General features: G+C 62.3%; 23 protein-coding genes. 15 read left to right on the forward strand and 8 right to left on the reverse strand.

Annotation, left to right across the window (positions count from 1 at the left end; translation table 11 throughout):
- The first annotated feature begins 43 nt into the window (after nucleotides 1–43).
- The 13 genes from BJ960_RS14445 to BJ960_RS14505 are packed head-to-tail and all read left to right on the forward strand — an operon-like array spanning nucleotide 44 to nucleotide 13,089.
- The gene (locus tag BJ960_RS14445; RefSeq protein WP_185987796.1) at nucleotides 44–787 is read left to right on the forward strand and encodes an amidohydrolase family protein; all 744 of its coding nucleotides are present in this window, start codon (nucleotides 44–46) and stop codon (nucleotides 785–787) included.
- A complete protein-coding gene (locus tag BJ960_RS14450) occupies nucleotides 784–1,578 on the forward strand; it encodes an ABC transporter ATP-binding protein (RefSeq protein WP_202229108.1) in 795 nt (264 codons plus the stop codon). The genes BJ960_RS14445 and BJ960_RS14450 overlap by 4 nt, the downstream gene beginning before the upstream one ends.
- Nucleotides 1,571–2,341 carry an ABC transporter permease gene (locus BJ960_RS14455; protein ID WP_185987797.1) on the forward strand — a complete coding sequence of 257 codons (771 nt, stop codon included), beginning with the start codon at nucleotides 1,571–1,573 and terminating at the stop codon, nucleotides 2,339–2,341. The genes BJ960_RS14450 and BJ960_RS14455 overlap by 8 nt, the downstream gene beginning before the upstream one ends.
- Nucleotides 2,338–3,126 (forward strand): ABC transporter permease, encoded by a 789-nt coding sequence (locus BJ960_RS14460; protein ID WP_185987798.1) that lies wholly within the window; start codon nucleotides 2,338–2,340, stop codon nucleotides 3,124–3,126. Before BJ960_RS14455 ends, BJ960_RS14460 begins: the two co-directional genes overlap by 4 nt.
- A complete protein-coding gene (locus BJ960_RS14465) occupies nucleotides 3,123–4,505 on the forward strand; it encodes an amidohydrolase family protein (RefSeq protein ID WP_185987799.1) in 1,383 nt (460 codons plus the stop codon). Before BJ960_RS14460 ends, BJ960_RS14465 begins: the two co-directional genes overlap by 4 nt.
- A 5-nt stretch (nucleotides 4,506–4,510) precedes the next feature.
- Nucleotides 4,511–5,365 (forward strand): SMP-30/gluconolactonase/LRE family protein, encoded by an 855-nt coding sequence (locus BJ960_RS14470; protein WP_185987800.1) that lies wholly within the window; start codon nucleotides 4,511–4,513, stop codon nucleotides 5,363–5,365.
- Nucleotides 5,362–5,847, forward strand: a complete 486-nt coding sequence (locus BJ960_RS14475; protein WP_185987801.1) for a VOC family protein — start codon at nucleotides 5,362–5,364, stop codon at nucleotides 5,845–5,847. Before BJ960_RS14470 ends, BJ960_RS14475 begins: the two co-directional genes overlap by 4 nt.
- 26 nt (nucleotides 5,848–5,873) lie before the next feature.
- On the forward strand, nucleotides 5,874–6,821 hold the full coding sequence (locus tag BJ960_RS14480) for a thiamine pyrophosphate-dependent dehydrogenase E1 component subunit alpha (RefSeq protein WP_185987802.1): 948 nt from the start codon (nucleotides 5,874–5,876) through the stop codon (nucleotides 6,819–6,821).
- Nucleotides 6,818–7,825 carry an alpha-ketoacid dehydrogenase subunit beta gene (locus BJ960_RS14485; RefSeq protein ID WP_185987803.1) on the forward strand — a complete coding sequence of 336 codons (1,008 nt, stop codon included), beginning with the start codon at nucleotides 6,818–6,820 and terminating at the stop codon, nucleotides 7,823–7,825. Before BJ960_RS14480 ends, BJ960_RS14485 begins: the two co-directional genes overlap by 4 nt.
- Nucleotides 7,825–8,550: an SDR family NAD(P)-dependent oxidoreductase gene (locus BJ960_RS14490; protein ID WP_185987804.1), complete on the forward strand. Its 726-nt coding sequence runs from the start codon at nucleotides 7,825–7,827 to the stop codon at nucleotides 8,548–8,550. Before BJ960_RS14485 ends, BJ960_RS14490 begins: the two co-directional genes overlap by 1 nt.
- A 51-nt stretch (nucleotides 8,551–8,601) precedes the next feature.
- The gene (locus BJ960_RS14495; RefSeq protein WP_185987805.1) at nucleotides 8,602–9,765 is read left to right on the forward strand and encodes a M20 family metallopeptidase; all 1,164 of its coding nucleotides are present in this window, start codon (nucleotides 8,602–8,604) and stop codon (nucleotides 9,763–9,765) included.
- Nucleotide 9,766: 1 nt separating this feature from the next.
- Nucleotides 9,767–11,515, forward strand: a complete 1,749-nt coding sequence (locus BJ960_RS14500) for a PucR family transcriptional regulator (RefSeq protein ID WP_237463437.1) — start codon at nucleotides 9,767–9,769, stop codon at nucleotides 11,513–11,515.
- Nucleotides 11,512–13,089, forward strand: coding sequence for a gamma-glutamyltransferase family protein (locus BJ960_RS14505; protein ID WP_221936315.1), 1,578 nt, complete (start codon nucleotides 11,512–11,514; stop codon nucleotides 13,087–13,089). The genes BJ960_RS14500 and BJ960_RS14505 overlap by 4 nt, the downstream gene beginning before the upstream one ends.
- A gap of 338 nt (nucleotides 13,090–13,427) precedes the next feature.
- On the opposite strand, the gene ppnP is transcribed toward BJ960_RS14505, so the two are convergent.
- Nucleotides 13,428–13,739, reverse strand: coding sequence for a pyrimidine/purine nucleoside phosphorylase (gene ppnP, locus BJ960_RS14510; protein ID WP_185987808.1), 312 nt, complete (start codon nucleotides 13,737–13,739; stop codon nucleotides 13,428–13,430).
- Between the two features lie 148 nt (nucleotides 13,740–13,887).
- On the opposite strand from ppnP, the gene BJ960_RS14515 reads away from it, so the two are divergent.
- Both BJ960_RS14515 and BJ960_RS14520 read left to right on the forward strand, forming a co-directional pair.
- Nucleotides 13,888–15,018, forward strand: a complete 1,131-nt coding sequence (locus BJ960_RS14515) for a PucR family transcriptional regulator (RefSeq protein ID WP_185987809.1) — start codon at nucleotides 13,888–13,890, stop codon at nucleotides 15,016–15,018.
- 140 nt (nucleotides 15,019–15,158) lie between these two features.
- Entirely contained in the window at nucleotides 15,159–16,529 is a 1,371-nt protein-coding gene (locus BJ960_RS14520) for an MFS transporter (RefSeq protein WP_185987810.1), read from the forward strand.
- A gap of 186 nt (nucleotides 16,530–16,715) precedes the next feature.
- Here the strand turns inward: BJ960_RS14520 and BJ960_RS14525 are convergent, their stop codons facing one another.
- The 7 genes from BJ960_RS14525 to BJ960_RS14555 form a co-directional block, all read right to left on the reverse strand.
- The gene (locus BJ960_RS14525; protein WP_185987811.1) at nucleotides 16,716–17,492 is read right to left on the reverse strand and encodes an isocitrate lyase/PEP mutase family protein; all 777 of its coding nucleotides are present in this window, start codon (nucleotides 17,490–17,492) and stop codon (nucleotides 16,716–16,718) included.
- 96 nt (nucleotides 17,493–17,588) lie between these two features.
- Entirely contained in the window at nucleotides 17,589–18,626 is a 1,038-nt protein-coding gene (locus BJ960_RS14530) for an aldose 1-epimerase family protein (RefSeq protein WP_342354341.1), read from the reverse strand.
- Nucleotides 18,623–20,131 carry an L-arabinose isomerase gene (araA, locus tag BJ960_RS14535; protein ID WP_185987812.1) on the reverse strand — a complete coding sequence of 503 codons (1,509 nt, stop codon included), beginning with the start codon at nucleotides 20,129–20,131 and terminating at the stop codon, nucleotides 18,623–18,625. The genes BJ960_RS14530 and araA overlap by 4 nt, the downstream gene beginning before the upstream one ends.
- On the reverse strand, nucleotides 20,128–21,768 hold the full coding sequence (locus tag BJ960_RS14540; protein ID WP_185987813.1) for an FGGY-family carbohydrate kinase: 1,641 nt from the start codon (nucleotides 21,766–21,768) through the stop codon (nucleotides 20,128–20,130). Before BJ960_RS14540 ends, araA begins: the two co-directional genes overlap by 4 nt.
- Entirely contained in the window at nucleotides 21,734–22,426 is a 693-nt protein-coding gene (locus BJ960_RS14545; RefSeq protein ID WP_185987814.1) for an L-ribulose-5-phosphate 4-epimerase, read from the reverse strand. Before BJ960_RS14545 ends, BJ960_RS14540 begins: the two co-directional genes overlap by 35 nt.
- Nucleotides 22,427–22,532: 106 nt before the next feature.
- Complete coding sequence (locus tag BJ960_RS14550) at nucleotides 22,533–23,543, reverse strand: LacI family DNA-binding transcriptional regulator (RefSeq protein ID WP_185987815.1); 1,011 nt, start codon at nucleotides 23,541–23,543, stop codon at nucleotides 22,533–22,535.
- An 88-nt stretch (nucleotides 23,544–23,631) separates the two neighbouring features.
- Complete coding sequence (locus BJ960_RS14555; protein ID WP_185987816.1) at nucleotides 23,632–26,364, reverse strand: beta-L-arabinofuranosidase domain-containing protein; 2,733 nt, start codon at nucleotides 26,362–26,364, stop codon at nucleotides 23,632–23,634.
- Nucleotides 26,365–26,370: the final 6 nt, after the last annotated feature.

The raw sequence follows: 26,370 nt of genomic DNA on the forward strand, positions 1-26,370 counted from the left end.
GCCGCCAAGTTTCAGCCACATTCAACGACGAAGGAAGTGCTCCGTGATTATTGACGCCTACAACAACACTTGGAAGGCCGGCGGCACGTCTGATTATCTGACGGCTGAATCGTACACCCCGGAGACGATGATCACCCACATGGACCTCGCGGGGGTCGACATGGCTGTCGGGTGCTCGCTCGGGCAGATGATCGACAACGAGTTCATCGCACAGACCGTCGCCGAATCACGCGGCCGCATCATCGGATTCGGGCAGGTAAACCCGCGCGAGGCTGACGCGGTGCAGACCGTGCACCGGGTCGGGCAGCTCGGGCTCAAGGGACTCAAGCTACACCCCACCATGCACGGTTACCACTTCGCGGATCACGGACTGCTCGACCCGATTTTTCAGGCAGCTGCTGAGGCCGGACTCGTCATCCTGGTGAACGCGCTCGACGACCCCTTCTGTGCACCGCTATCGATCGAGGAGATCGCGAAGGGGTTTCCCAGCGTCCCAGTGATCATCGCCCACATGGGAACGATCTGGAACGTGACGGAAGCCATGATCGTGGCCGAGCGCAATGACCACATTTTTCTCGAGACCTCCGGCACGCAACTCATCGAGGTGCAGATGGCCTACCGCAGGGTCGGCGCCGAGAAGCTCATCATGGGCACCGACTGGCCTGGCAACCACTTCGATCTCGAGCGCGCCAAGATCAAACGGGCCATCTCCGATGAGGCAGACCGCGCCCTGGTGGAAGGGCTTAACCTCGCACGTCTCCTGCGCATCGAGGGCGTGACCCCGTGAGTGCAGCTACGGCGCCAGCCCTCCTGGTTGAAGACGTCGCCGTCGAATTCAAGACCGCGAGCGGCACCTATCTCGCGCTCCAGGGAATAGACATTGAGATCCCACAGGGCGGGTTCACCACCTTGCTCGGGCCCTCGGGGTGTGGGAAGTCGACACTGCTGCGCACAATTGCCGACATCATTGCACCGACACGGGGCACGCTGAATCTCTTCGGCCAAACACCCCGTGAAGCAAGGCTCGACGGTGCGTTCGGTTTTGTTTTTCAAGACCCGGTGCTACTGCCGTGGCGCACTTGCCTGGAGAACGTAGCCCTTCCACTGCAGGTTGCGAAGGTGCCTCGGGTAGAGCGCACCGAACGGGCCCGAGCAATGCTCGCACTCGTCGGCCTTGAGGGATTCGAAGACCGCATGCCCTCACAGATCTCGGGGGGCATGGCCAGACGCGTAGCCATCGCTCGCGCGCTCGTACTCTCACCCCGAATCCTGTTTCTCGATGAGCCCTTCAACGGTCTCGATGAGTTGCGGCGCAGGCAGCTGAACGAGGAGTTGCAGCGAATCTGGCTCGAGTCAGGCACCACCGCGATCCTCGTCACCCACAACGTGAGCGAAGCGGTCTTCATGTCGGATCGCGTGCTCGTGATGGGCCGAAACCCGGGCAGGATCATTGCGGACGAGACGATCAGCCTGCCGCGGCCACGCACCCAGGACCTCACCAGAGCATCCGAATTCCTCGAGTACGAGGACCGCCTCACTTCGCTGCTGACCGATGCCTATCGGGGTCTCGATGACTAAGGTGAAAAAGTACCTCGTCCCGGTGATGGTGTACCTATCGATTTTCGTCGCGTGGGAACTGCTGGGGCGGGGCCGCACCGACCCGACATCGCCGCTCATCGCGCCCTCGGAGATCCTCACGACGATCTGGGACAAGCGCGTGGCGTTGAGCATCAACACGCTCACCACCCTGGGTGAGACCGTTGCGGGCCTCGGGCTGGCGATCGCTCTCGGCACCGTGCTCGCTCTTATGATCGACCGATTTCGCCTGCTTGGCGAGGGCATCTACCGGTTTGCGCTCATCATCTATTCCATCCCACTCATCGCGCTGGCGCCTGCACTTGTCGCAGCACTGGGTCTCGGCGTCTGGAGCAAGATCGCCATCGCCATGCTGGGTGCTTACTTCCCCATTGTGGTGAACATCACTACCGCGCTCCGCACACAGGACCCGCGGATACTCGAGCTCGGGAAGGTACTCAACCAGAACTACGTGAGCACTCTCGTGAATTTGCGCGCTCCGGCGGTGGCCCCCGACTTTCTCGCCTCGTTGAAAATCGCTGCCCCCGCAGCCTTCATCGCCGCGATCATCGCCGAATGGATCGGCGCGGAATCGGGGCTCGGACTGGCGATGATGCATGCAATGTTCGGTTACAAGATGGCGGACCTCTGGGCGATCGTGGTCCTCGCGACCGCGATCAACGGACTCATCATCTTGCTGTTCGGAGTGATCGCGCGAGTGGCAACACCCTGGCACGAAAGCTCACAGCGGAGGGCTGAAGTATGACACTGACGCGAAACATTCTCGTTCCCAAGCGCACTCGGAAGCGCGTGAACTGGGACGACCTGCGCTCCACCCTGCTGGTACTCGTCTCGGTGATAGTGGTGTGGCAGGGCGCCGTCACGGTGTTCGGGGTCCCCAGCTTTATTCTCCCTGCCCCGCTCGACATCATCACGCACGCGGACTGGCCGGACACGCTACGGGCCCTCGGCCAGACAAGCGTTTCGACTGCACTCGGGTTCGTCGCCGGCAACGCGGTCGGCTACATCGGCGCTCTGCTCATCTCGGCATCGCCTACGCTGTCGCGCATTATCTTTCCCGGAGCCATCGTGTTCCGATCAATTCCGGTCGTGGCACTGGCCCCGTTCATCACGCTCGCTGTCGGGCGTGGTGCCGCCGCCACTGTGGTCGTCGCTGCACTCATCGTATTCTTCCCCACGCTCATCAACTCTCTGCAGGGTCTGCGCTCGGTGCGCACGGAATCGCTCGAACTCATGCGCATCCTGAATGCCTCCCGCCTGACGACCTACCTCCGCGTACGCATTCCGGCGTCGATGCCCTCATTCTTCAGCGCCCTCAGGATCGCGGCGCCGAACGCGGTCCTCGGTGTCATGACCGCCGAGTGGATTGTGGGCGGTGGTCTCGGAAACCTCGTGATCACCTCCTGGCTGGCGTTGAGGATGCCGACAATGTGGTCGGCAGTGCTCGCGTCGGCAGTGCTCGCCGCGGTGCTGTTCTCAGTCGTCTCCCTGTGCGAGCGTTCTGTCGTGAGATGGGCGCGATCACAATGACGAGCACTCTCTTCCGCTGCGAAGCGCTCTACCCGCGAGCCGGCGAGGACATCGGCTTCGATCGGGGCGTTGCAGTCCGCGACAATCGAGTCATAGAGGTCAGCGGATTCTCCTCGATGCGGGAGAGACACATGTCGGCAGAGATTATCGACCTACCGGGGCTCACGCTGCCAGGCTTCGTCGACGCGCACAGTCATCTACGTAGCCGAGCAGCAGTGCAGCAGGCCACCATGCCTGATCGCAGGCTCGAAGCATGGATCTACTCATTGCCTGAGCTCACCCCTCTGCCTGGAGCAGAAGACTCGCTTGCGGCTAGCGCAGAGCTGTTGCGTGCTGGCGTGACCTCGGTGCAAATCATGCTGCACAGCTGGTCAGACATGGCCGGACGTCTACAAGAACTCAGTGATGTGGTGCAAGCCGTCAGTCACGTCGGTCTGCGGGCACTGCTGGTACTGGGTCTCACCGATCAGGACGAGTTTGTTCCGGATACGGTCACGCTGCACCAGAGACTCGGCGAGCCGCAGCGCGGTCTCGCGCCTCATGAGTGGCGGAAATTCGTGGCAGCGGCGGAGGAACTGATCGCTCCGCACGCACCACTCATCCAGCTGGGCGTAGGGCCGGTGGCACCCCAATGGTGCTCCGACGAGGCACTGCGGGTCATCGCCGAATCGCGCGGCGCCAAACGCGTGCACGCACACGCGCTCGAGAGCAGCGCACAGCGGGGCTGGTCAAGAAAAGGACACGACCAGATACGGCGACTCGCGGAGGCCGGACTTCTCGGCCCTTTCACCTCCCTCGCGCACGCCGCTTTCGCAACGCGGGAGCAGCTCACGGTGATCGCTCGCGCGGGCGCCAGCCTCGTGCACTGTCACACGTCGAATGCCTCGCTGACGACCGGGCATGCCACCGTCGAGGAATGGGTGCTGAATGGGATCCCCACCGCAATGGGGCTCGACAGTCAAGTGTCAGCGCCGATTGACTTCCCGGGTGAGGTGCGCGCGTGCGCGGATACGCACTTCGAATTCTCGGCTGCATTCGCAGCAGCCACGCTCGGTGGCGCGGAAGCCCTCGGCGAGCCAGTCGGACAGATCTCCAGGGGCGCATGGGCCGACCTCATCAGCATCGACTGCGATGTGAGCGCGGTGACCGCGGGAATCGAGGCGCTGCTCGACGGCACCGTGCCATTCGCTCCGTACTCGGTGGTGGTCGCTGGGAGGCAGCGGTTCCCCCTCGGCACAGAGCTTGACCGAAAGATCACGAGGGCAGAGGAGCGTCTCACGCATCTCGTCGCCGCGGACGCAGCCGCTCGACGTGCTCGCCTGCTGGCTCTGACTCCCGAACTACGCACTCTTGGATTCATAAGTGGTGATGACAAATGATCCGCATGGAAGCGCGACAGGTATTCGCGGCAGGCGCTGAGCTCGGCGAGGGACCGGTATGGCACGATGGCTCCCTCTACTGGGTCGACATACCCAACGGCCGATTGCACCGCAGCGATGCGGAGGGAACCGCGCTCGTGCACGAGGCCAACGGCACCCTAAGCAAGGCGCTCCCGTGTGACAACGGAGGGTTCGCGCTCCTGCTCAACGACCGCATCGAGTTCCACGACAGTGCCTGGAACCTCGTGCGGAGCGTGCGAGTGCTACCCGAGGACAGTGACATGCGGCTGTCCGACGGCACGGTGGGAGCCGGCGGGGAGATCTGGTTCGGCACGATGCGCCGAGACATGCAACCGGGCGGCAGCCTCTGGAGGCTCAGGCCGATTGATTCCGCTCCAACCGAGTGTGTCACCGGTGTTGGCATGCCCAATGGCATCGCGTTTTCTCCCGACCTGTCCACCCTGTATTTCGTTGATAGTCATGAGGGAACGATTTCATCGTTCGAGTACGACCCTGTGCATCACACTGTCGGACAGGGCCGAGTGCTCGTGAGCATCGATGACGGGCCACCCGACGGAATCTCGGTTGACGCAGCGGGCAGTATCTGGGTGGCGCTGTGGTCGCAGGGCTGCCTAAGGCGCTTGGAACTCGACGGAAGTTGGAGCCAGGAGATCCTGCTTCCCTGCCGCAATGTCACCAGCTGCGAATTCGGCGGTGACTCGCTGCAGACCCTGTACATCACCTCCGCCACCGCCGCTCTCGACGCCCAACAACGACGTGAGCAGCCACAGGCGGGATCAGTCTTTGGCATCACGCTGCCGGTCGGCGGCATCACCGCAAGAAAGGCTCGAGTGAAATGACTACGTCACCCGCGCACACGCTCGCCGGGCTCGTCACCGGCATCCATCACCACGGGCTCGTGGTCGCAGACCTCGATCAAGCGGTCGAATTCTACAGCGCAGAGCTTAGGTTCCACGAGGAGTTTCGCGTGACGAACATGGGCGATCTTTTTCAACGCACCGTCGGGGTCCCAGGCATCACCTGCGACCTGGTGCAGCTGCGAAACGAGACAGCGGACACACGACTTGAACTCATCCGAGTGCACGCGGTTCCTGCCGGTCTTGACCCGAGTTTGCCGGTTCATGTGGGAGTGGGGCATACGGCATTCCTCGTCACCGACATTGCCGCGGCGGTTGAGGCAACCCGTCGCGCAGGAGGCGAGATGCTCGGCGAGATCGTCGAGTTCTCCGAGGGCCCAGCAGCTTACCTGCGCAGTCCCGGAGGAATCATTTTTGAGCTTGAAGAACCGACAACACAGGAAGAGACGGGGTACCGCCCATGAATCGTGGAGTTGAGGATTACCGCCTCATGCGCAGGATGAGGGAGTTTGAGGAGGTGTGCCGCCTGGGCGTCGCTGAGAAGCAGATCCATGGCGAGGTTCACCTCGCCATGGGCCAGGAGGCAATCGGGGCGGCGCTCGCCGGGCTCTTGCATGACTCGGATGCGATGGTGAGCACGCATCGAAACCACCTGCATGCGATCGCCAAGGGGGTGCCCCTCTACCCGTTACTCGCGGAAATCTACGAACGAGAAGCGGGCCTGTGCGGCGGCTTTGGCGGCCACATGCACCTGTTCGACCCAGACCGGAACTTCTCGACGACCGGCATTGTCGGCAGCACGGTGTCAGTGGCACTCGGCCACGCGTACGCTGCACGACTGCGCGGGGATGATGCCGTGGCTATTGCGGTCGTGGGCGACGGATCAACGAATACCGGCCCATTTGCGGAGTCGATGAACATCGCCGGCGCCATGCGGTTGCCACTTGTTGTCGTCGTCGAGAACAACGAGTGGGCCATCTCAGTGCCATTCTCTGAGACGAGCGCAACCGCCACTATCGCAGAGCGCGCGCCGGCATATGCCGCCGCCGGAGAACGCGTGAACGGCCTCGAGGTCACCCCGACTCGGGCAGCCATCGCAGCTGCCATCGAACGTGCTCGCGCAGGTGAGGGGCCGTCGATCATCGAAGCGACCTGCTACCGATTCCGAGGACACTACGAGGGCGATCTCGACCTCTATCGTGCCGAGGCTGAGAAGCAAGAGCGCAGAGTATCCCACGACCCACTCGTCCTCGCTCGCGCCGAACTCCTGAGCGTCGGCATCGACCAGAGGCAACTCAACCGCATCGAGGACGAGGCCAAGGACGAAATGACGGCACTGCGTACGCAGGTACTCAACGACCCATTCCCGGATCCGGCAACTGCCCGCCAGCACGTGTTCGCCTCCGGACTCGACATTCGCACGGAGGAGATCTCATGACCACGCTGCGTCAGAACATCAACATCTCACAGGCGATCGCGGAGAGCCTAAAGCTCGAAATGGCCGCGGACGATTCCGTACTCGTGCTCGGCGAAGACGTCGGCCGACAGGGCGGGGTCTTCGGCAGTACGCGCGGTCTGCAGCGCGCGTTTGGTTCGGAGCGCGTGCTGGATACCCCCATCGCCGAGGCCGCGTTCACTGGAATGGCGGTCGGGCTCGCACTCGAGGGATACCGCCCGGTGGTCGAGATCATGTTCGCCGACTTCATCGGTGTATGCCTCGAACAGGTCTACAACGCCATCGCGAAGAACCCGTACATGTCGGGTGGCAAGGTGACCATGCCCATCGTCGTGAAAACCGCCGGCGGCGCAATCGGGTCAGCAGCTCAGCACTCGCAGAGCCTCTGGGGGCTGTTCGCGCACCTGCCCGGACTCAGGGTCGTCGCTCCTTCAAATCCGCACGACAGCAAGGGGCTCATGGCGGCGGCAGTGCAATCGGAAGACCCCGTGGTGTTCATCGAGCACAAGGGGCTGCTCCTGAAGAAGGCAGCCGAGTTCTCTTTTGGCACAGAGGTGCCAAAAGAACGCTACACGGTTCCGCTCGGCACGGCAGCGGTGGTGCATCCGGGTAGTGACATCACCGTCGTGACGCTAAGCGGGTCAGTGGCTCACGCGCTCGAGGCCGCGGCGACACTCGCCGCTGAGGGGATGAGTGCTGAAGTGATTGACCTGCGGAGCGTTGTTCCGATTGACTGGGAGACAATCGTGGCCTCGCTTCGCAAGACGCGCAGGTTGCTCGTCGTCGATGAAGACTACCTGGGCTTTGGACTGAGCGGCGAACTCATCACAGGGACGGTTGAACGATTGGGGCTTGCATCATTGGACGCCGTCGCACGGCACGGACTCGACAACGTGCCGATCCCCGCTGCGATCTCTCTCGAGCGCGCGGTGCTGCCAACAGTTGAATCGATCGCGGCAGCCATTCGCCGGGTCGGAGCACTGTGATGCCGGGCAGGAGCACGCTGGTCTTCGGCGGAACGGGCTCGATCGGCCGTGCGGTCTGTCGCGCCCTCGATGCCACAGGGTACGGGGTGATCATTGCCGATCTGCCCGATGCGATTGCGCGCCAGGAGGACCTGCCACGCAACTGGCGCACGGTTGCGTGCGATGTGACCGATCGCGCGAGCGTCGAGGCCGCGCTCGAGAAGGTTTGCAACGAGGTCGACGCTGTAGTCTATGCCTCGGGTGTGAACTACACCGGCCCGGTGGCCACCACCGACTGGAGCGCGTATGAGCGGCTGCAGCGGGTCAATCTCCAGGGCGCGTTTCACGTCGGCGCGGCTGCCGAGCGGATCCTGGCCCCCGGCGCATACGTGTTCCTCTCCTCAGTCGCGGGGCTCTCGGGCGAGGCCGGTGGTTCGGTCTACTGCTCGACCAAGTTCGGACTGATCGGGTTCGTCGAGTCATTCGCTGCGGAGATTGCGGAGCGCGGAGCCAGGGCGAATTCGGTGTGCCCCGGAAACGTCGATTCACCGCTCCTCGCGTCGCTCGCAGCCGACGTCGCCGCCCGCGAGCGAGTCAGCACGGAGGAGATCCTGCATCGGTTCGCGGCAGAGTCTGCCTTTAACAGGCTCATCACGGTCGATGAGGTTGCGGCAGTCGTGAGTTTCCTCATCTCTCCGCAGTCAAGCGGAGTCAGCGGGCAGGCCATCATCGTTGATGGCCCTTAGGCCCGTAGCAACAAGTTCAGAACGAGTGAAGGCATTTGAAAGGGTTTCGTGATGATTGACTTTGACAGGGTAGTGGTCGACACACAGAAACTGATCTCTATCGACAGCCAGAACCCGGGTCCACTCGAAGCGGAGTGCGCCGACTGGGTGACCGAGCGGCTGCGAGGGATCGGGCTCAAACCGGTTCGCATGGAGGTCGAACCCGGCCGTGACAACGTCATGGTGACCGTGCCAGGAGTAGATCCCCTCGCTCCCAGGCTGGTGATCCTCGGACACATGGACACCGTGCCCATCGGCGAGGGGTGGACGTACCCGCCGCTCGGCGGTGTGATCGATGATGACCGCATCTACGGCAGGGGTGCGTGCGACATGAAGGCTGGGCTGGCGCTCGGCATCGGCCTCGTCGAAGCTCTCGTCCAAACCAACACGACGCCGAGGAGCGACGTCGTGCTCATCGCGACCGTCGATGAAGAAGCTCCCGGCATGCTCGGAGCACATCAGTTAGTCGCTGACGGCATAGTGCGCGCGGATGACCAAGTGCTTGCGCCCGAGCCAACGGGCATGCGGCTACGACAGCGACAGATGGGCCTGCGCTGGGCGAAGCTCATCGTGCACGGTCGCATGGCCCATGCGGGTCGAGCGCATCTGGGCATCGACGCAAACCACGTACTCGCGAAGATTGTGGACCGACTCAAAACCACGTTTACCGCGCTTCCGTTCGAGGACGAGATCCTGGGCCGTTCCCGGTTCACCTGCGGAACGATTCACGGGGGCGTAGCCACCAACGTAGTCCCCGGGCGCGCTGAGGCTGAGCTCGATCTGCGGATCGTTCCCCCGCTCGTCCCGGAGGATGCCGTTGACATGCTCACACGGACCGCAGCTCAGACCATCGCTGAGCACCCCGGCGCGAGGTTCGACGTCGAGCTGTTGGGCGCGCGACGACCACCCGTCGGTGCACACGACGACTCGCAGATAATTCGAGGGCTGCGCGCGGCCTATGCGCAGCACGCGGGAAAGCAGCCGGTCGTAGGCGGCGCAGACGGGCACGAGGCGTACACCGATGCTTCCATGGTTGCGGCCCTCACCGGCAGCGAATCGTGCACCGTCATGGGCCCCGGAGCCACCGACCAGGCGCACACCGCGGACGAGTTCGTACCGCTTGCGGACATCGAGCTGGGATCGAAGCTCCTGTGGTCCCTCGTTCAGGACTGGTGAGATGACTCGTGTGTCGAAGAGGAGCCCTAGGGCTCCACTCCCGAGCGTTGCTCAGGTGCTCCAATTCGATTCATTGGTGGCCGCTGACCCGGTCGTCGTAGCCGGGGCGGTGGGTCTCTCCCAGCCTGTACGCTGGGTGCACATCAGCGAGATTACCGACATCGCCGGCCTCCTCAGAGGCCACGAAATGGTGCTCACCACCGGCATTGCGCTCCCGGATGCGCCGGGTGCGCTCGCCAGCTACATCGAGGAGCTCGCTCTGGCAGAAGTCTCAGCCCTCGTGGTCGGGCTGGGACCGAGGTTCGAGCTGTCACTCCCGCTCGAGATGCTGCAGGCGGCCGATGACCGGGGCATGCCTGTAGTGGTACTGCGCAGGCACACCGCGTTCGTCAGCATCACCGAGGACGTGCACACGCGCCTGGCGGAGAGCCAGTTGCATGAGCTGCAACTGTCAGAGCAGATTCATGAAACCCTCAGCGCGATGCTCGCGCACGGCAGCTCGGCTAACGAGATCCTCGCCGAGGTCTCGCGCCTCTCTGATCGCCCGGTGGTGCTCGAGAGTCTCAGCCACGAACTGTTTGAGGTGTCGCCGGGTCGCCGAACGAAGCAGGACGTGGTGTCCGAGTGGTCGGAGCACACGAAGCGCCACCGGTCGATGCGACGCACTGATTTTGACCCACGCACGGGGTGGCTCGTTGCCACGGTGGGGATCCGAGGCGATGACTGGGGCCGGCTCATTCTGATGTCGGCCGCCGACGAGACCTTCCCGAGGGGCGTTGACCAGGACCCGCTGAGTTCCGTGAGGAAAACCCTCGTGGCCCTGCTCGAACGTTCGGCAGCGACTCTTGCACTCGGCAGGATCGTCGAGCGCGACCGCGGGATCGTGCACGAGACAACGCACCTCGACATCATCGAGGACCTGCTACGCGGGGGTTCATCCGCTGAACAGGGAGTTGAGGTTGCCGAGGCCATGGGGCTTCCCGTGCGTACCGCGGTGCTGGTGGCTTTGCATATCAGCGTTCAGGTGGGAGCAACCGGCGCAGCCGCGGAACAATTCGACCTGCTACACCGCGCCAGCGCTGCGGTGAGATCCTATTTCTCGCAGCACAACATTCCATTCCTTTGCGCGAGGGAGCGCCCGGGAACCGTGCTCCTCCTCGTGATGTGCGACGCCCAGACGGATAGCTCGTCGATCGCGGCGATAGCCACGAGTGTGCTCGCCGCTCGCGGCACCGAGCAGGTGCTCGTTGCTTGGGCCGGACCTGACCGTGGCGCGCCCGGCGCCACGCGCGTGCTCAATGAAGCCGTCGAAACCGCTCAGCATGCGAGAACGCTCGAATTGCACGAGAGCCCCGTACAGCGGCAGAACCTTGGGCTCGAGGGGCTATTGCTCGCGGTGAGCGAGGGCGACAGGCTTCCGCAGTACGTGGAAGACATGCTCGGGACACTCCGTCGATATGAGGCCGAACACCGTGTTGATCTAATCACCCCGCTCCGCAATTACCTGTTTGCAGGGCGGAACAAGTCGCTCGCAGCGAAGCGATCGTTTGTCTCAAGACCCTGGATCTACGAGCAGTTGGAGCGGGTGGAATCAGTGCTCGGAGCGAGCCTCGACGACGAGGACACCTGCCTACGGCTACAAGTCGCAGTACTCGCACACGACCTACTCACGAAAGTGTCGGGGCAGACCGCGCCTGGACCGGGTACCCCGACTCGCCACCACGCAGCGCACGAACAGAACACGAGGTGACTGAGCGAATGTCAACACAACTTGGGGCGCTTGCGACCCCCCATTCTGATGCGACCGACATCGGTTCGGCCATTCTCGCAGCCGGTGGGAACGCGATCGATGCCGCTGTCGCCGCAGCGATCGCTTTGTGCGTCGTATACCCCAACAATGTGGCCCTCGGAAGCGACCTTGTAGCCCTCGTGCGAGACCCAAACGGCAACATCACCGAGGTGAACGCGACCGGCGGAGCGGGGAGCGGAACAACCACCGACGAGCTGCGCGAGCGGCATGGCGCACAGCTGCCGATGTATGGGGTGGACACGATCAACGTCCCAGGTGCGATTCGCGGCCTTGAGGCACTCGCTGCCCAGGGGGCGAAGCTCCCGTGGCGCGATCTAGTCACTCCGTCGGTGAGACTTGCTCGCGACGGAATCCCGATGTCGAGCTCCGTGGCCAAAGGCATTACGCTGCTGAAAGATACTCTGCAAGCTGATTCAGGGTGTGCAACCGTCTTCTTCGCTAACGGCCAACCCATCGAACAGGGTCAGCTGTTCAGGCAACCAGCTCTCGCGAACACGCTCGAGGCCCTCGCCAAGAACGGGCCCGACGAGTTCTACACAGGGGAAGTGGGAGCGGCCTGGCTCGCCGGGATCCGCGCTCTGGGATCCGGCATCACTGCAGCAGACCTTGCACAGTACCGCCCGGCGATTTGTTCTCCCCTGCACGCGGACGTGTGGGGGCACCGCGTGTACACGAGCGGCCCAAACACGCAGGGCTTCGCGTTGCTGCGCGCGCTCTCCCGGGTACAGTCAGAATCCTCTGACGCTTCGGCGGCCATTGACCGCGCCCGCCTCGCCGAGCAGTTTCTAGTGACGAACGCGGTGCGCGATCAATATCTCGGCGACCCGAGGTTCGGGGCCGCCAGCGGAGCTACCCTCATGAAGGTGGAGGCTCCCACCGTCGTCACGTCGGAGTACAAGGGTCGCCCCATGGGTGACACCGTTGGCATCGCCGTGGCCAGCGCCGATGGCTATGCGGTATCTCTCATTCAGTCCGTATACTTCCAATTCGGCGCCGCGATTTTGGAGCCACGCACGGGTATCTTGTTCCAGAATCGTGGCACATCGTTCTCCCTCAACCCAGAAACAACCAACTGCCATGCCCCCGGGAAACGTCCAGCTCACACGCTCATGCCAGTCTTGGCAACGCAAGATGGGCACCTGAAGTACGTGTTCGCGACCATGGGTGGGCAGGGGCAGCCTCAGATTCACGCCCAAATCTTTGCTTCAATGGTCGAGGGCGCGCACCCCGCCGATGCAGTCGCACGAGCCAGATGGCTCGTAGGGCGGCAAACGCCGGCCGACGTGCCGACGACATTTACAGCGGAGGCTGCGGTACACAAAGCGATCCTCAAAGAGGTCGCCTTGGCTGGGCTCCAGGTGAAGCGTCTGGAAGGTCTCTCCGACGTAGTCGGCCACGCGAACATAGTCACCGTCTCCGAGACGGGTTCCTTTTCGGCAGCAAGCGACCCTCGATCGGACGGCTCTCACGCGGTTGTTGCTGCACCGCCCAATCGCGCTCGAACGGCAAGTTAAGAACGAGGGGACAAGATCGCCGGGCCTTGCGTTCGGCCAGATTTCCGGAGTGGTCAATCCCGGTCCGCTCTATCGCATGGAAACAGCTGCTCGTGCGCTCCCACATCCAAAGCGGCATTTTCCCCGACCTACGCCGCCGAGGGAAATCGCGCTGGCCTCGTCTCCGAGTTGCGGTCGGACGCACGTGACCGCTAGGCAACGCAGGTTCGCCTAGAGTAGGAAACGTTGTCGTTGACAACGTTAAACGCCATTAACCGCTTTTGCGCGGGTGCAGAGGTTTGCCACCGGCGCGGCTTCCATCGTTTGCAGGCCGCGCCGGTGCCGCGCCTTAACGTGCACTATGCAGAGAGATGCCCCAGAAACTCCCCCGTATACGGGCACAGGTAAGCGACGGTATCCGTGACGCGAACCGTGAAGTCCGTGCCTCCAGGCACCTCAAACTCCTCACCCTCGGTGTAGGTGGTCCACTCGCCTTGCCCCGCGGGCTGTTGCACGTCCCAGCTTCCGCGCACGAGACGCATCCACTCAAGGATAGGCGCCTCAAAAGTCCATTCGCCCGGCTCCATCACTCCGACGGTGAAGTTGCCCTGCGCATTCTTGAACTCGAGGCTCCGTACCTGACCTTCGTAGTACTCGTTCTGACCGATCATCGCCCACTTCCTTTCATTGACGGTTTAGTTGCGGCTGTGCCGTTCATACCCCAGCGTAGGATCCACAGCAAGGCAACTGAATCGCCCTAATAAACAGTGAGATGACACGTTTATATGCGCGGTGTATAAGGTTTGGTAAAATAGCTCGATGAGCTCCCCCAAACCCCAGCGGCCGGACTCTTCGGCGCTACAACGCGCGCTTGCCCTGCAAATCGACCTCACGACTGTCGTGGCCCGCGGGGGCGGGACACAAAGATTGCTTGACAGTTGGCGGCTCGAGACTGGGGAGCCTGTTGCCGTGTTCACCAGGCTCGGCCAACCTCTCGGGAGAAGCCGCAATTTCTCTGCAGAGTTCCTCGCACCTGTTGGCGAGGCTCTAAAGCATGAACCGCCACGGATAGGTGAAACGCAGACGCTCGCAGAAGATGGCTTGCCGCACCTCGAACTGACCCCGTTCGCAGGCAACGACATTGTCCGCGGCTTTCTCGTGCGCAACCCCAGCAATGACACGAGCGCGCAGCTCGCAATTCCCGCGCTCCGATCACTCCTTGCGCTTGAGTATGAGCGCCATTGGCTACTTGGCGACGCGACTAGAAGGGAGAGATCCCACCGCATGACTCGACTCGTTGAGCTCGCAGACAAAGGCGGAGCACGTGCATACCTACGCTCGCTCGGCGTGACAGACTCGGCACTCCGTGGGCTCGCAGTCGAAGCGAAAAACGATACTCACGCGGAGGTGCTCGTCGATGATTTGTCGGTACTTCTCAACACAAGTCTGATACGCCAGCAAGGCAAGCTCGTCGAATGCCTCACAGTCGATGACCCCCGCAGGGCACTATCCGAATACGGCCTGAGTAGCGCAGTCGGTATTGGTACTCTCTTAGCTCCCGAGCACGTCGGCCGCACCTTGCGGCAGGCCAAACTCGCCCTGGAGACTAGTCGCCGGGTCGACAGTCCGATCGAGTACCTGGACGGGGCAGCGCATGAGTTTCTTATTCGCATTGCTCCCCCCACCTATTTAGAGGATTTCGCTGCGGCGGCGCTCGCCCCCATCGAGCACGCTCGCGGCGGCAACGATCTAGTCACTACACTTTCTTCCTGGCTGAGCGAACGCCGCTCATTAGAAGCGACCGCTTTGCGACTCGGTGTCCACCGCCACACGGTTCGCAATCGCATACAGCGGATCGCACAGCTCACTGGTCACGACCTTGAAAGCATCGACGTGCAAACCGAGCTTTGGCTGGCGCTCAAAGCCAAAGGGGCGAACGACGCTACGTGACTATATCCGTGGCGGACAATATCCAGCAGACGACTTGACCACGACGTCCATTCCTTGCCGAGTCCAGTGGTGCCACGCTATTCATGTTCACCCGCTGTCAGCGGCCGGCACGGTCGCTCGGGACTCAATGAGGAGCACCCATGTCCACCAATACCACCACCACGGAGACTGAGAACCGGACGGTGCTTCGACGCGTGCTTGTCGCGAGCGGACTCGGAACCCTTCTCGAGTACTTCGACTACGCGAGCTATAGCTACCTGGCAACCACCATCGCAATTGTGTTCTTTCCGGCTGAAGACCGGACAGTAGCCCTTCTCAGCACCTTCGCCGTGTTTGCGCTTTCGTTCCTCGTCCGCCCATTCGGGGCACTCCTATGGGGCTCTCTCGGCGACAAAATCGGACGGAAGCAGATTCTTGCGACCACGATCATCGTAATGTCAGCAGCAACGTTCCTCATCGGTTTCTTGCCGGGATATGCCGCAATTGGCGTCGTTGCCCCAATTCTCCTGCTCACGCTCCGCGTCGCCCAGAGTTTTTCTGCGTCTGGAGAATACGCAGGGGCAGGGACTTTCGTTGCCGAGTATGCACCGGCGAAACACAGAGGAATCCTCACAAGTGTGGTTCCAATGGCCGCAGCAGCAGGGTTCTTACTCGCATCGATCATGGCGACCGTGCTCTACGCGGCACTAAGCCCAGGTCAAATGGCATCCTGGGGATGGCGAATTCCATTCTTTATTGCGGGACCATTGGGCCTGATCGGGTTGTGGCTTCGCGCGCGGTTGGAAGATACCCCGCAGTTCCGCCGCCTGCAGGAAAGAGAGCGCGAGCTTCAGTCCATCGAGAGCGGCAACGAGACCCCGAACAGTGCGCGTTGGTCAGAGATCCGCAGCAGCCTGCCAGCGATGTTGAAGGTCTTACTCGTCATGTCACTCAACGCTGGGGCGTACTACCTGCTGCTCAGCTACGTTCCCACGTTCCTCATTGAAGAGGCCGGCATGTCACCAGCAAGCTCGACGCTCGTGGTCACAATTGGGCTCGTGGCCCATATCGCTCTGATCCCTCTGATGGCACGTTTCTCCGACCGCATCGGACGCAAACGTACACTCCTCATTTCGAGCGCCTCCTTCATACTGCTGAGCTACCCGATCATGCTGCTTCTCTCGCAGGGTGGCGTCGTCCTCGCCACACTCGTGCTCGTAGCATCCCTCGTCTTCTTCGCGATGAACGATGCAGTATTCCCTGCCTTCTTCACTGAGATGTTTGGCACCAAGTCCCGATACCTCGGGTTTGCGCTACCGTTCAATGTTGGCGCGATGTTGTTTGGTGGGGTCGCCCCGCTGATCGGAACATGGCTCATCGCGTCGACTGGTAACTCCGCGTCGCCGGCATTCTTCCTCATTGGAGTCGGCACGCTGTCACTAGTCGGGCTCCTCTTCACCCCCGAGACAGCGCGGACTGACCTTGTCGACGTCCAGAAAGACGTGGGCACCGCTCCTGTTCATACCCTCTAGGCGGCCTTCGATTCCATGCGGCCGGCACTTGAGGTGTCGGTGATACGCAAGAGCCGACTTCGGTCAAAGATCACCGCGAAAGATGACAGACATTAGAAGGCGGTCCAGGGCGGAATACGCCCTGGACCGCCGCTGCGCACGGTGCCGAACCGAGCTTCGCGGCGGCCCGAACGGGAGCCCCCTCCTCTAGTTCAGCTCGCGCACCGACGCCGGGATCGCCCCGTCGCGGTAGAGGTCGATCGCGAGATCCTGATACGCGGTCAGCGCGACCCGCTGCGTCATCGGGCCGTACGAGATGCGGGCGACCCCGAGATCCTCGTACTCGCGCGCGGTGAGCGCGCCGGGCAGCCCGATCACGCTGATCTTCCGCTCGCCGATCCCCTCAACGAGCCTGCGCGTGGTGTCCGCGTCGAGCACGCCGGGCACGAACACGACGTCCGCGCCCGCGGCGAGATAGGCGCGCCCGCGCTCGATCGCATCGGCGATGGACTCCTCCAACGGCCGCCCACCCGCGCGCACGAACGCGTCGGTGCGGGCGTTAAGCGCGAACGGCACACCCTCGACGGCGCCGGCAGCGACGACGGCCTCGATCTCGGAGACGAACTCGGAGAGCGGCCGCAGCCGGTCCTCGATGTTTGCGCCGACAGCGCCAACGCCGATGACGCGGCGCACCGCCTCCCCCGCGTCGCCGTAGCCCGCGTCAAGGTCGGCGCTCACCGGCACCTCTCCCGCGGCCTCGACGATGCGTCCGACCATGTCGAGAGTCAACTCGAGCGGGATCTCACCGTCGGCGTAGCCAAACGTCGCCGCGATCGAGTGCCCGGCGGTCGCGATCGCACGCGTCTCGGGGAGGGCCGCGACGGCCTTCGTCGAGATCGCGTCCCAGACGTTGACGACGCGAAGAATCTCAGGGGCTGCGTGAAGTTCGGAGAGGCGCTGGGCCTTGGATGCCTGGGTAGTCATGCCGCCACGCTACCAATCGACGCGGTGCCGCGGTAGGCCTCGCGCTGTGGGGTTGCTGGTAAAGCGGTGCTGTTGCTCGCGCGCAGTGGTCGCACGCTACTCATTCGAGTTCCCGGAGGATCGCGCTCCGATGCGCCAACTCACCTGATGCACACCGCCCGGCGCGAGGCGCACGAGCCCGGTCTCAAAACCGTAGGCATGATCGTTAAAGGCATCAGGTGAACACGTCATGGGTTCGACCGCGAGCCCTAGTCGCGTGCATTCGGGCACGGATAAGTCGGCTGTGTGAATCTGCACCCATGGGCATCCGGGTCCCCAGGTCATCTCAACTCCGTCACCGTTTTGATCGGTGAGCGCGACCGCCGCGAGTTCTTCGGAGTCCCGGACGAGATCGGTAAATGCATGGTCAATCTGTGCCGCGCCAATCTGGCGTGGGGTTCGAAAGTCAAAACGAGAAGCATCCACAGCGTCAACTGGCACAAGACTGAGTGGTGCTAGCCCCGGCTCACTAACTTCTAGGACGCTGGCAGCGGGTAGCTCCAAAGTCCATGAATCGAGTGTCCCGCTGGGTGCGCGCAAATACGGGTGTGGACCAGTACCCCAGGGCGCTTCCGTATCGCTTTCGTTTGTTGCGGTGACTCGCTGGGTGAGACCGGCCTCGTCAAGTGTGAAAGTGCTCTGCACTCGTACACGCCAAGGATAACCATCACTGGGATCGATCACCGCTTCGAGGGTGAGCTCGGCGTCCGAGAGAGTCCGACTCAGTGCTGAAACAGCAGCGCCCTCAAGCGGTAGAAACCGATGCCATGCCAACAAACCATGTAGCGCATGACCACGGCTCGGCTCATTGATGGGTACCCGATACTCCCTATCGCCGTAGCGGTACACTCCCTTGACAATGCGGTTCGGCCATGGCGCAAGCAAGGCTCCGCGGTAGGCAGGGCGTGTCTCGTCTGGCCCGAATGGGACTACCAAGTCACGGCCTCTCACCCGCAACCGGCGCAGCGAGGCACCAATGCTTACGATCTCCGCTTCGACATCTCCGTGTCGTAGCGAGTAGGCCTCGCCATAGGCCAGCATGGTGCTGGAGTCTTCTCGCATCGCAGCACCAACGTCTGCGAGTTCCTCACTCATCGGCCAGCCAGCCGATAGGAAATCTCATTCCAGCGCAACTCTTGCTCGAAGCCTCGTGCCGAAGTGTCAGCACCGATTTCGAGCAGCTCGGTTCCAGTCATGCGCGCGAAGTCTCGGAACGCTTCAACCCCAATTTGTGTCGTCATCACTGTGTGATGCGCAGCGCCGGCGGCAAGCCAGCAAGTTGCGGAAGTATGGAAGTCCGGCTGCGGCCGCCATACCGCATGCCCCACCGGAAGCTTTGGGAGGTCAGGGGACGTGACGTTGGTCACAGTGTTTGCCACGAGTCTGAACCTGTCTCTCATGTCGCTGAGGGAGACGACCAGAGCCGGACCAGGATCAGCAGAGAAGACGAGCCGCACTGGGTCAGCTTTGCCTCCGATGTCCAGTGGGTGAATCTCCAGTCGCGGCCGAGCAGAAGTTACCGAAGGAGCTACCTCGAGCATATGCGCTCCAAGGATGCGTTCGTCTCCCGGTGTGAGGTCGTAGGTGTAATCCTCCATAAGCGTGGCACCACCCGGCAGCCCCTCACCCATTACGTGCGCCAGCCGCACAAGCATCGCGGTCTTCCAATCGCCCTCAGCACCAAAGCCGTACCCCTCTGCGGTGAGGCGCTGCACGCCGAGCCCCGGTAGCTGTGCCAGCGAACCAAGGTCTTCAAAGTTCGTTGTGAAGGCGCCGAACCCGCCTTCCTCGAGGAAAGCTCTCAGCCCGGCTTCGATCGCCGCCCCGTCGCGCAAAGAAGCGTGCCGGTCTCCACCACGGCGCAGCTCGGGAACAACCTCATAACGAGCCTCGTACTCCTGAATAAGGAGATCAACCTCGCTGGTTCGCACGGCCTGAACTCTCTCTGCTAGTTCATTGACCGACCACGTATTGACGTCGACCCCAAAGCGGATCGCTGCCTCAGTTTTGTCTCCCTCGGTGACAGCTACGTGACGCATGTTGTCACCGAACCTGGCGATCTTCAAGCTGCGGAGGTCAGCAAGGCCGGCCGCTGCGCGTTGCCAGACCGCCACCTCATTTACAACCCGCGCCTCAGATACGTGGCCCACCACTGTTTTCCTCGGCACACCCATGCGGGTCTGAATGTACCCGAACTCACGGTCGCCATGAGCGGCCTGGTTAAGGTTCATGAAATCAAAGTCGATGTCCTGCCAAGGAATTTCAACATTGGCCTGCGTATGAAGGTGCAACAAGGGCTTTGCTAGAGCGTCGAGCCCAGCGATCCACATTTTGGCTGGACTAAAGGTATGCATCCAGGCGATCAGCCCGATCACTTGGGGGTCTGTATTGGCTTCGAGGGCAAGTTGACGGATCCCCTCGGCACCGATGACCACTGGTTTCCACACCACTCGAATGGGCAGTGACCCCAATGCTTCGACAACACGCCTCGATTGCTCAGCGACCTGCCGCAGAGTGTCCTCGCCGTAGAGAGACTGGCTCCCCGTCACGAACCACACCTCTTGCTTAACGAATGTATTAATGAGAGCAGGTTTGCTCATGAGAAGTTCTCCTTGTGTGAGTTCTGAAGCATGAGAATCGCATCGACACCACGTTGGTATCGGTTGAGGTACTCGTCATAGGCCGCTACTTGCTCGTGTGATGCGACCACCGAACGATGGCCGCCTTCTTGGAGCACGACGTCGTCAAGATAGTCCGCGAGCGAGCGACCGCGCCCGTCTAGCAAGTATGAAGCGAGTAGAGCCATACCCCAGGCGCCTCCTTCCGGCGCAGTATTTGGGACAACGATTTCCGTATCGAGCGCTTGGGCCAGCACAGTCTCTGCGGCGCCCGGGGTGCGAAACACACCTCCGTGCGCAACCAGATGATCGACGGAGATGCCTTGTTTCGCCAGGGAACGCATGCCGACGGCGAGCGCCGCGAACACCGCGTCAAGCTGCGCTCGGGTAGTGCCCGCCAACGAAAGCGGTGTGCCCGGCCTGCGAAGCAGAAGGGGCAACCCATCAGTGAGGTTGAGCACTGGTTCGCCCGCAACGAGGTTCAGCGCGAGCGGCCGGCTAAGGTCGTTTGGTACACTCATCGCTTCGGAAAGTAGTACAGCGAATGCTCGATCAGGCTCGACTTCCCAACCCGCCGCTTGAGCAAATCTGACGAACAGCTTGACCCAATCCGAGAGCTCGCTGGCCCCGTTGTTACAGTGAACCATTGCTACATCAGCGCCATCAGGAGTCGCCACCAGGTCAATTTCGGCGCGTACCTCTGTAGGTCGATGTTCAAGCACGATCATCGCGAAGACACTCGTGCCCACGCTGACATTGCCGGTGCGCGGGCGCACTGCCCCCGTGGCAACCATGCCGGTGCCAGCGTCTCCCTCAGGTGGGCACAGAGGGATGCCAGCAGCAAGTTCCCCGCTGGGATCGAGGAGCTTAGCTCCGAAGTCCGTCAGGTTTCCTCCTGCCTCACCCGCGAGCAGTACGCGTGGCAAGACCCGCTCAACAGATGCCCGGCCACCAGGCAGTCTGAGGGAGGCAGAGAACTCATCAAATTCTCGGATCATTCTGGGGTCAAACTCGCGACTCCCTTCTGCAATCGGGAATAGTCCAGATGCGTCACCAATCCCCAGCACCCGCTCGCCGCTTAGCCGCCAGTGAACGTAGCCGGCCAGCGTTGTCATAAACGCAACTCGAGGTACGTGCGGTTCATCATCAAGGACCGCCTGACCGAGGTGCGCGATGGACCACCTCAAAGGTACATTCACCCCGAAACGCTCGGTGAGTAAAGCGGCCGCCCCGCCCGTATTCGTATTGCGCCAAGTACGAAATGGCACGAGCAGCTCGTCTGCCTCATCGAACACAAGATAGCCGTGCATCATCGCGGAAACCCCAAGTGCGGCAAAGGTCTTCGGTGCGACCCCGAGGCTTCGCTTTGCTGCAGCCACGAGTTCTGCGTAAGCCCGTTGGACACCGCCCCACACTTCGGTAAGGTCATACGTCCAGTGGGTTCCGTTGAACGTGGTCGACCACTCGTGGGTGCCCGCTGCAAGGACCTGACCCGCAGCATCTGTGAGACACGCTTTAATACGTGTTGAGCCAAGTTCGATGCCAAGCCGAGCTTCTCCAGCCGCTATGGCCCTGGCTGCGGTTTCAGCGTCGATCATCGGTCTGCTGCCCATAGACATTTTGGTACCTGTCGTAAAGCCGATCGATCATCTCTGCGGGTAGCTCTTGGATATTGCCTCCTTGGCGAGCAACGTGAACCGTGCGGGCTGCGTCTTCGAGCATCACTGCCGCTTTCACCGCCTCCTGTGCCGAAACACCAATAGTGAATGGGCCATGGCCTTGCATGAGGACTGCGCGCGAACGGTGCCCTCGCAGTGTGTCGACGATGCCTCGCCCGATCGAGTCGTCGCCGATGATCGCAAGTGGCCCCACTGGAATCGGGCCTCCGAACTCATCAGCCATGGCCGTAATCACGCACGGGATCGCTTCACCCCTCGCCGCCCAAGCAACGGCATGGGTCGAATGAGTATGCACCACTCCGCCGACCTCGGGCATATGGCGATACACGTACGCATGGGCTGCGGTATCGCTCGATGGAGCCCGTTCACAGCCCTCGCTGCCAGGAACCACGTTTCCATCGAGATCACAGAGCACAAGATCTGCAGCCGTGAGCTCGTCATACGAAACCCCCGAAGGCTTGATGACGAACAGATCGCGGCCAGGTACGCGGCCGGAGACGTTGCCTCCAGTCCACACGACAAGACCTGCGCGGACTAGTTCTTGATGCAGTCTCGCGACTTCTTCACGCAGCCGAGAGATACCTTCTACTTCTTCCATGAATCCTCCGTTGGTACTCCATGTCACCGTCGCGCTCTGCACAATGTTACCGGTAACATTCTAGCTTGTCGGCAGTCAATACTTAGGTACTGTTACCTGTTGGGGCTCAGGCCCGAGGCGCTGCGGCCGTAGAAGCACGCACCACAAGTTCCGGTGACTCTGGAGCCTGTTCGATGAACTCCCCAGTTATTTCAGCGACGCACCGGCGCGCTTCGCCAACGATATCGACCCGCACAGTCGTGAGTGCCGGAACAAGGAACGGAGCATCAGGAATATCGTCAAACCCGACGATACTCACGTCATGCGGCACACGCACGCCGCGGTCCCGGAGCCCAGAAATCACACCAAGGGCCGTTTGGTCGTTAGGGGCCACTACCGCAGTCGGCCCTCCCTTACTTGCAACCGCGGCAGCGAGCTCTTCCGCTAGAGCCGCCCCGGAAGCAGCAGTCCATTCGGCCTGCAAGCGCAAAACCGGCTGCAACCCCTCAGCCAGCAATGCCCCATCAATACCTTCAGCTCGCGACAAGGCTTCGAGCCATAGGCTCGGGCCCGACACTACGGCAATGCGGGAGTGGCCCAGGCCGACGAGATGCTGTACTGCGAGTGCAGCGGCTTGAACCTGCGCTGCGCGGCCCTCCCCGTCGTGAAGCGCGCGAATTGGGACGCCATAATTAGCACCAAGCAGCATCTGCATCGTTTCCTGACAGGCCGCAGTGACGATCAAACCGTCGATCCCTTGAGTCAACAGATACTCGGCGGCCTCGCGCACCGATGCCGCATCAGAGCTGTCTGCATAGGCGGTGGCAATCCACCTGCCAGCCTGTCTAGCTGCCGACGCGAGAGCAACCAGGCCCGCGCCAGGACCGTACAGCGAGGGGTCACCCGAGATAATTCCTATCGTACGAGTTGAACTCGTACCGAGAGCTCGAGCCGCATTATTTACGCGATAGTCGAGCTCGTCAAGAACCTGCTGCACGCGCTCGCGAGTCTCTGGTTTGATGCTCGGGTGCCCGTTGAGTACCCGAGACACGGTCTGCGGCGATACCCCCGCGAGCTGAGCCACATCGCGCACTCCAGCCCTGCGGCGTGGCGCCACTTCACCTGTTCCAGCACTCATTGTGCCTCCTCGTCGACTCCAACATTATCTCTCTTAAATACGGCGAGCTCTCTTCTTCGCAGAAGCATTCGCGCCTCGGCACCACTGACTAGTCGTTCACTCTCGGCAGCACGATGCGCGCTCGCCGACCTTCGTTCCCGGCACGGTCGGTCGCGGCGAACTCGATGACCTGCTCTTCGTCGCTGAGCGCGCGCACAAACGCTTCCTGGAACGTGGCCCAGAACGTGCCAGGGCCCTCCCACTGGATACGCTCGACACCTGAGATCCCATCGCTCGCGTTGAGAGTAATCTCGACGCTCGCACCGAGACGCTTGAGTTTCGCACTCACTTCGGGCGCCTTGGTATCGATCGCGAATTCACGGGCCGAACGACCCTCGAGTCCGCGTGCATCGGTCACGCGCGCTACCACCGAGTGCACGCCCTCGTGCTCGAGCACAAAGGGCCCGGTGTAGGTGGCCCACTCGCCATCGTCGATACGCACCTCGGCGCGCAGGGCTACGGATCCGGCATCAGCTGCCGAATCAGCGTTCGCATCATTGCCAGCAAGGTCGAAAACGCGCAGCGACAACACCGGTGCCGTTGTGTACCAGCCCGAGGCAGCAGCCTCGGCATCGACCTCGATTACAACCGCGGGCGGGATGTCTATCATCGCATCGAACTCGGCGAGGGCACTCTCGAGTGCCAAGGTGTCGGCAGCCGCGTTCGCGGACTGGCCGTAGTCGGCTACAGAGGCAGCCTCGAGCACGCGCACGAATTCGTCGCGGCTCAAGAGGCCTTCGCTGCGCGAGGCGAGCGCCTCGCTGCGCACGCGCGCAAGCAGCTCCGCACGGCTGGCGAAGCCGCCACTCGACCAAAGCGCGCTCAAGAGTGTTGCGCCGTCTGCGCGCACACGGTTCGGCACGCCCGAAGTAGCACCGGCGAAGCCAATCTCTGCGTCTGCGCGGCGCAGGTACATGTGGAATTTTTCCTCGCGGCCAGAGCCGCAAGCCTCGAACTCAATGCCACCAATTTCAATGATGCCCTCGCTGCGCAGCGCAGAGGCGAGCTCGGCTGCCGACCGGTCGAACCGCAGCGAGCCGTCGAGCGCGCGCAAGCTGTCGAACGGGAAACTGAGCGGGGTCGTGATGTCTGAGTGCGCAAGCAGCAACGTCGGGCCGATCGCCAGCGAGGCGAGTGTGGGGTCGTCGATCGTGGGGTCCATGCGCACAGCGAGCGGCAGCTCGAAGCGCACCGTGTCACCCTCAGCCCATGTACGGGTGATCTCAATAAAGCTGCCGGGCGCGGCGGTATACGATTGATCGCCAACGCACGCGGAGACCTCAGCGCCAGCCCAAGTGGGTACCCAGACGTTGAGCTTGCGCTCGTCCTCGCCATGCGCCTCGGACACGGTGAGCACGACAGCACCGTCTGCCGGCAGCTCCGTGTCGAGCGAGAGACGCATGCCGCCCTCGCGCCAGTCGATGTCTACGGCCGCGAGACGCGTGATCCACAGCGCCTCCTCGCCCTCAAACGCAACGCCGTTTCCGTAGCCAACGTGATTCTCAAGCCCGGTGCCACCGCAGCAGGTACCAACATTGTCGTACTCGCGAATAGCGCCGGCGTGCACAGGAAACATGTAGGTGACCTCGGGGCTCACATCTGAGTTCACATCGCGCTTCGAGCCAAGAATGTGGTTATGTACCGTGTTCTCGGAATAGGCCAGGTAGCGCGCGTCGAGCGTGTGGGCGAAGAGCAGCCGCGCGATCTTGAGCATGTTATAACTCACGCATGTCTCAGCGTTGCGGTGTCCAATGTCGCCAGCGACAGAGTTGGGCGGACCCCACAGCTCGCTCTCGCCGTTGCCGCCGTGGGCGTAGGTGCGGCCGGGCACGATTTGTTGCCACAATCCGACCACCGCGTCGAGCTTGCGCTCGTCGCCCGTCACCTCGTAGTCGCGCACGTAACCGACGAGCTGCGGCAAGTGCTGGTTGGCGTGCATGTCGGTGAGAATGTCCGTGCGCGACTGGCCGGCTTCAAGCAGGTTGTGCTGGTCGAAGAAGTGCGCCGTCTCGAGAAACAGCGGTTCGGCGGCAACGAGGCTCAGGCGCGCGAGCGTCTCGTTCATGCCGCCAAACTCGCCGGCGATGTAGAGGCTCCACATTCGCTGGCGCTGCTCATCGGTGAGTGCGGCGAGGCGCTTGTGCACCCAGTAGGCCATCGAAGTGACGATCTCGAGCGCCTGCTCATTACCAACAAGCTCGTACGCGTCGAGCAAGCCCGCCATGATCTTGTGGCACGTGTAATAGGGAGCCCAGATCTCGCCGTACGGCGCGTACGACTCAAGCATGGAAAACTGCCACTCCCCGTACGCGGCAAGAAAACCGGGGTGCGAGTAGCGGCCCGTTGCGGCGAGCGCCTCCTGCACCTCGCCGAGACCGGCCACCATATCGGTTACTTTGGCACGCAGCGTATCGTCATCTTGGGCTGCCGCGGCCATCGCTAGCATCGAGAGAAAGTGACCGGCGTAGTGGCCGCGCAGCAGATTAGCGGTCTGTGCGTTCTCACGGCCGGGGTAATCGTGTTCCCCCCATGCGTCTTCGTTGGGGTGTCCGAAGTCTTCCCATGTGCCGGGCGCAGCGGCGCCGCGGGTATCAAGGCCGGCGTTGCGCCGAAACACAGCGAGCAGGCGGTCAATCGGGTACACACGGGCCAGGTGCAGCATCTGCTGCTCAGCTCGTGCAAACACCGATCCCTGCTTGATACGCACATCACCCGGCTCCAGCTCGCGCAGGCGTGGTGGACGCGCGGGGGCTGCTAGGGGTCTGGTCGCGCGGAACGTCATGACAGG

This window comes from Leucobacter aridicollis (assembly GCF_013409595.1).
Classification (GTDB): Bacteria; Actinomycetota; Actinomycetes; order Actinomycetales; family Microbacteriaceae; genus Leucobacter; species Leucobacter aridicollis.

Coding starts and splice junctions, on each gene's coding strand:
- BJ960_RS14455 (WP_185987797.1), top strand. CDS start 1,571: ATGACTAAGGTGAAAAAGTACCTCGTCCCGGTGATGGTGTACCTATCG.
- BJ960_RS14460 (WP_185987798.1), top strand. CDS start 2,338: ATGACACTGACGCGAAACATTCTCGTTCCCAAGCGCACTCGGAAGCGC.
- BJ960_RS14465 (WP_185987799.1), top strand. CDS start 3,123: ATGACGAGCACTCTCTTCCGCTGCGAAGCGCTCTACCCGCGAGCCGGC.
- BJ960_RS14470 (WP_185987800.1), top strand. CDS start 4,511: ATGGAAGCGCGACAGGTATTCGCGGCAGGCGCTGAGCTCGGCGAGGGA.
- BJ960_RS14475 (WP_185987801.1), top strand. CDS start 5,362: ATGACTACGTCACCCGCGCACACGCTCGCCGGGCTCGTCACCGGCATC.
- BJ960_RS14480 (WP_185987802.1), top strand. CDS start 5,874: ATGCGCAGGATGAGGGAGTTTGAGGAGGTGTGCCGCCTGGGCGTCGCT.
- BJ960_RS14485 (WP_185987803.1), top strand. CDS start 6,818: ATGACCACGCTGCGTCAGAACATCAACATCTCACAGGCGATCGCGGAG.
- BJ960_RS14490 (WP_185987804.1), top strand. CDS start 7,825: ATGCCGGGCAGGAGCACGCTGGTCTTCGGCGGAACGGGCTCGATCGGC.
- BJ960_RS14495 (WP_185987805.1), top strand. CDS start 8,602: ATGATTGACTTTGACAGGGTAGTGGTCGACACACAGAAACTGATCTCT.
- BJ960_RS14500 (WP_237463437.1), top strand. CDS start 9,767: ATGACTCGTGTGTCGAAGAGGAGCCCTAGGGCTCCACTCCCGAGCGTT.
- ppnP (WP_185987808.1), bottom strand. CDS start 13,739: ATGATCGGTCAGAACGAGTACTACGAAGGTCAGGTACGGAGCCTCGAG.
- BJ960_RS14515 (WP_185987809.1), top strand. CDS start 13,888: ATGAGCTCCCCCAAACCCCAGCGGCCGGACTCTTCGGCGCTACAACGC.
- BJ960_RS14520 (WP_185987810.1), top strand. CDS start 15,159: ATGTCCACCAATACCACCACCACGGAGACTGAGAACCGGACGGTGCTT.
- BJ960_RS14525 (WP_185987811.1), bottom strand. CDS start 17,492: ATGACTACCCAGGCATCCAAGGCCCAGCGCCTCTCCGAACTTCACGCA.
- BJ960_RS14530 (WP_342354341.1), bottom strand. CDS start 18,626: ATGAGTGAGGAACTCGCAGACGTTGGTGCTGCGATGCGAGAAGACTCC.
- araA (WP_185987812.1), bottom strand. CDS start 20,131: ATGAGCAAACCTGCTCTCATTAATACATTCGTTAAGCAAGAGGTGTGG.
- BJ960_RS14540 (WP_185987813.1), bottom strand. CDS start 21,768: ATGTCTATGGGCAGCAGACCGATGATCGACGCTGAAACCGCAGCCAGG.
- BJ960_RS14545 (WP_185987814.1), bottom strand. CDS start 22,426: ATGGAAGAAGTAGAAGGTATCTCTCGGCTGCGTGAAGAAGTCGCGAGA.
- BJ960_RS14550 (WP_185987815.1), bottom strand. CDS start 23,543: ATGAGTGCTGGAACAGGTGAAGTGGCGCCACGCCGCAGGGCTGGAGTG.
- BJ960_RS14555 (WP_185987816.1), bottom strand. CDS start 26,364: ATGACGTTCCGCGCGACCAGACCCCTAGCAGCCCCCGCGCGTCCACCA.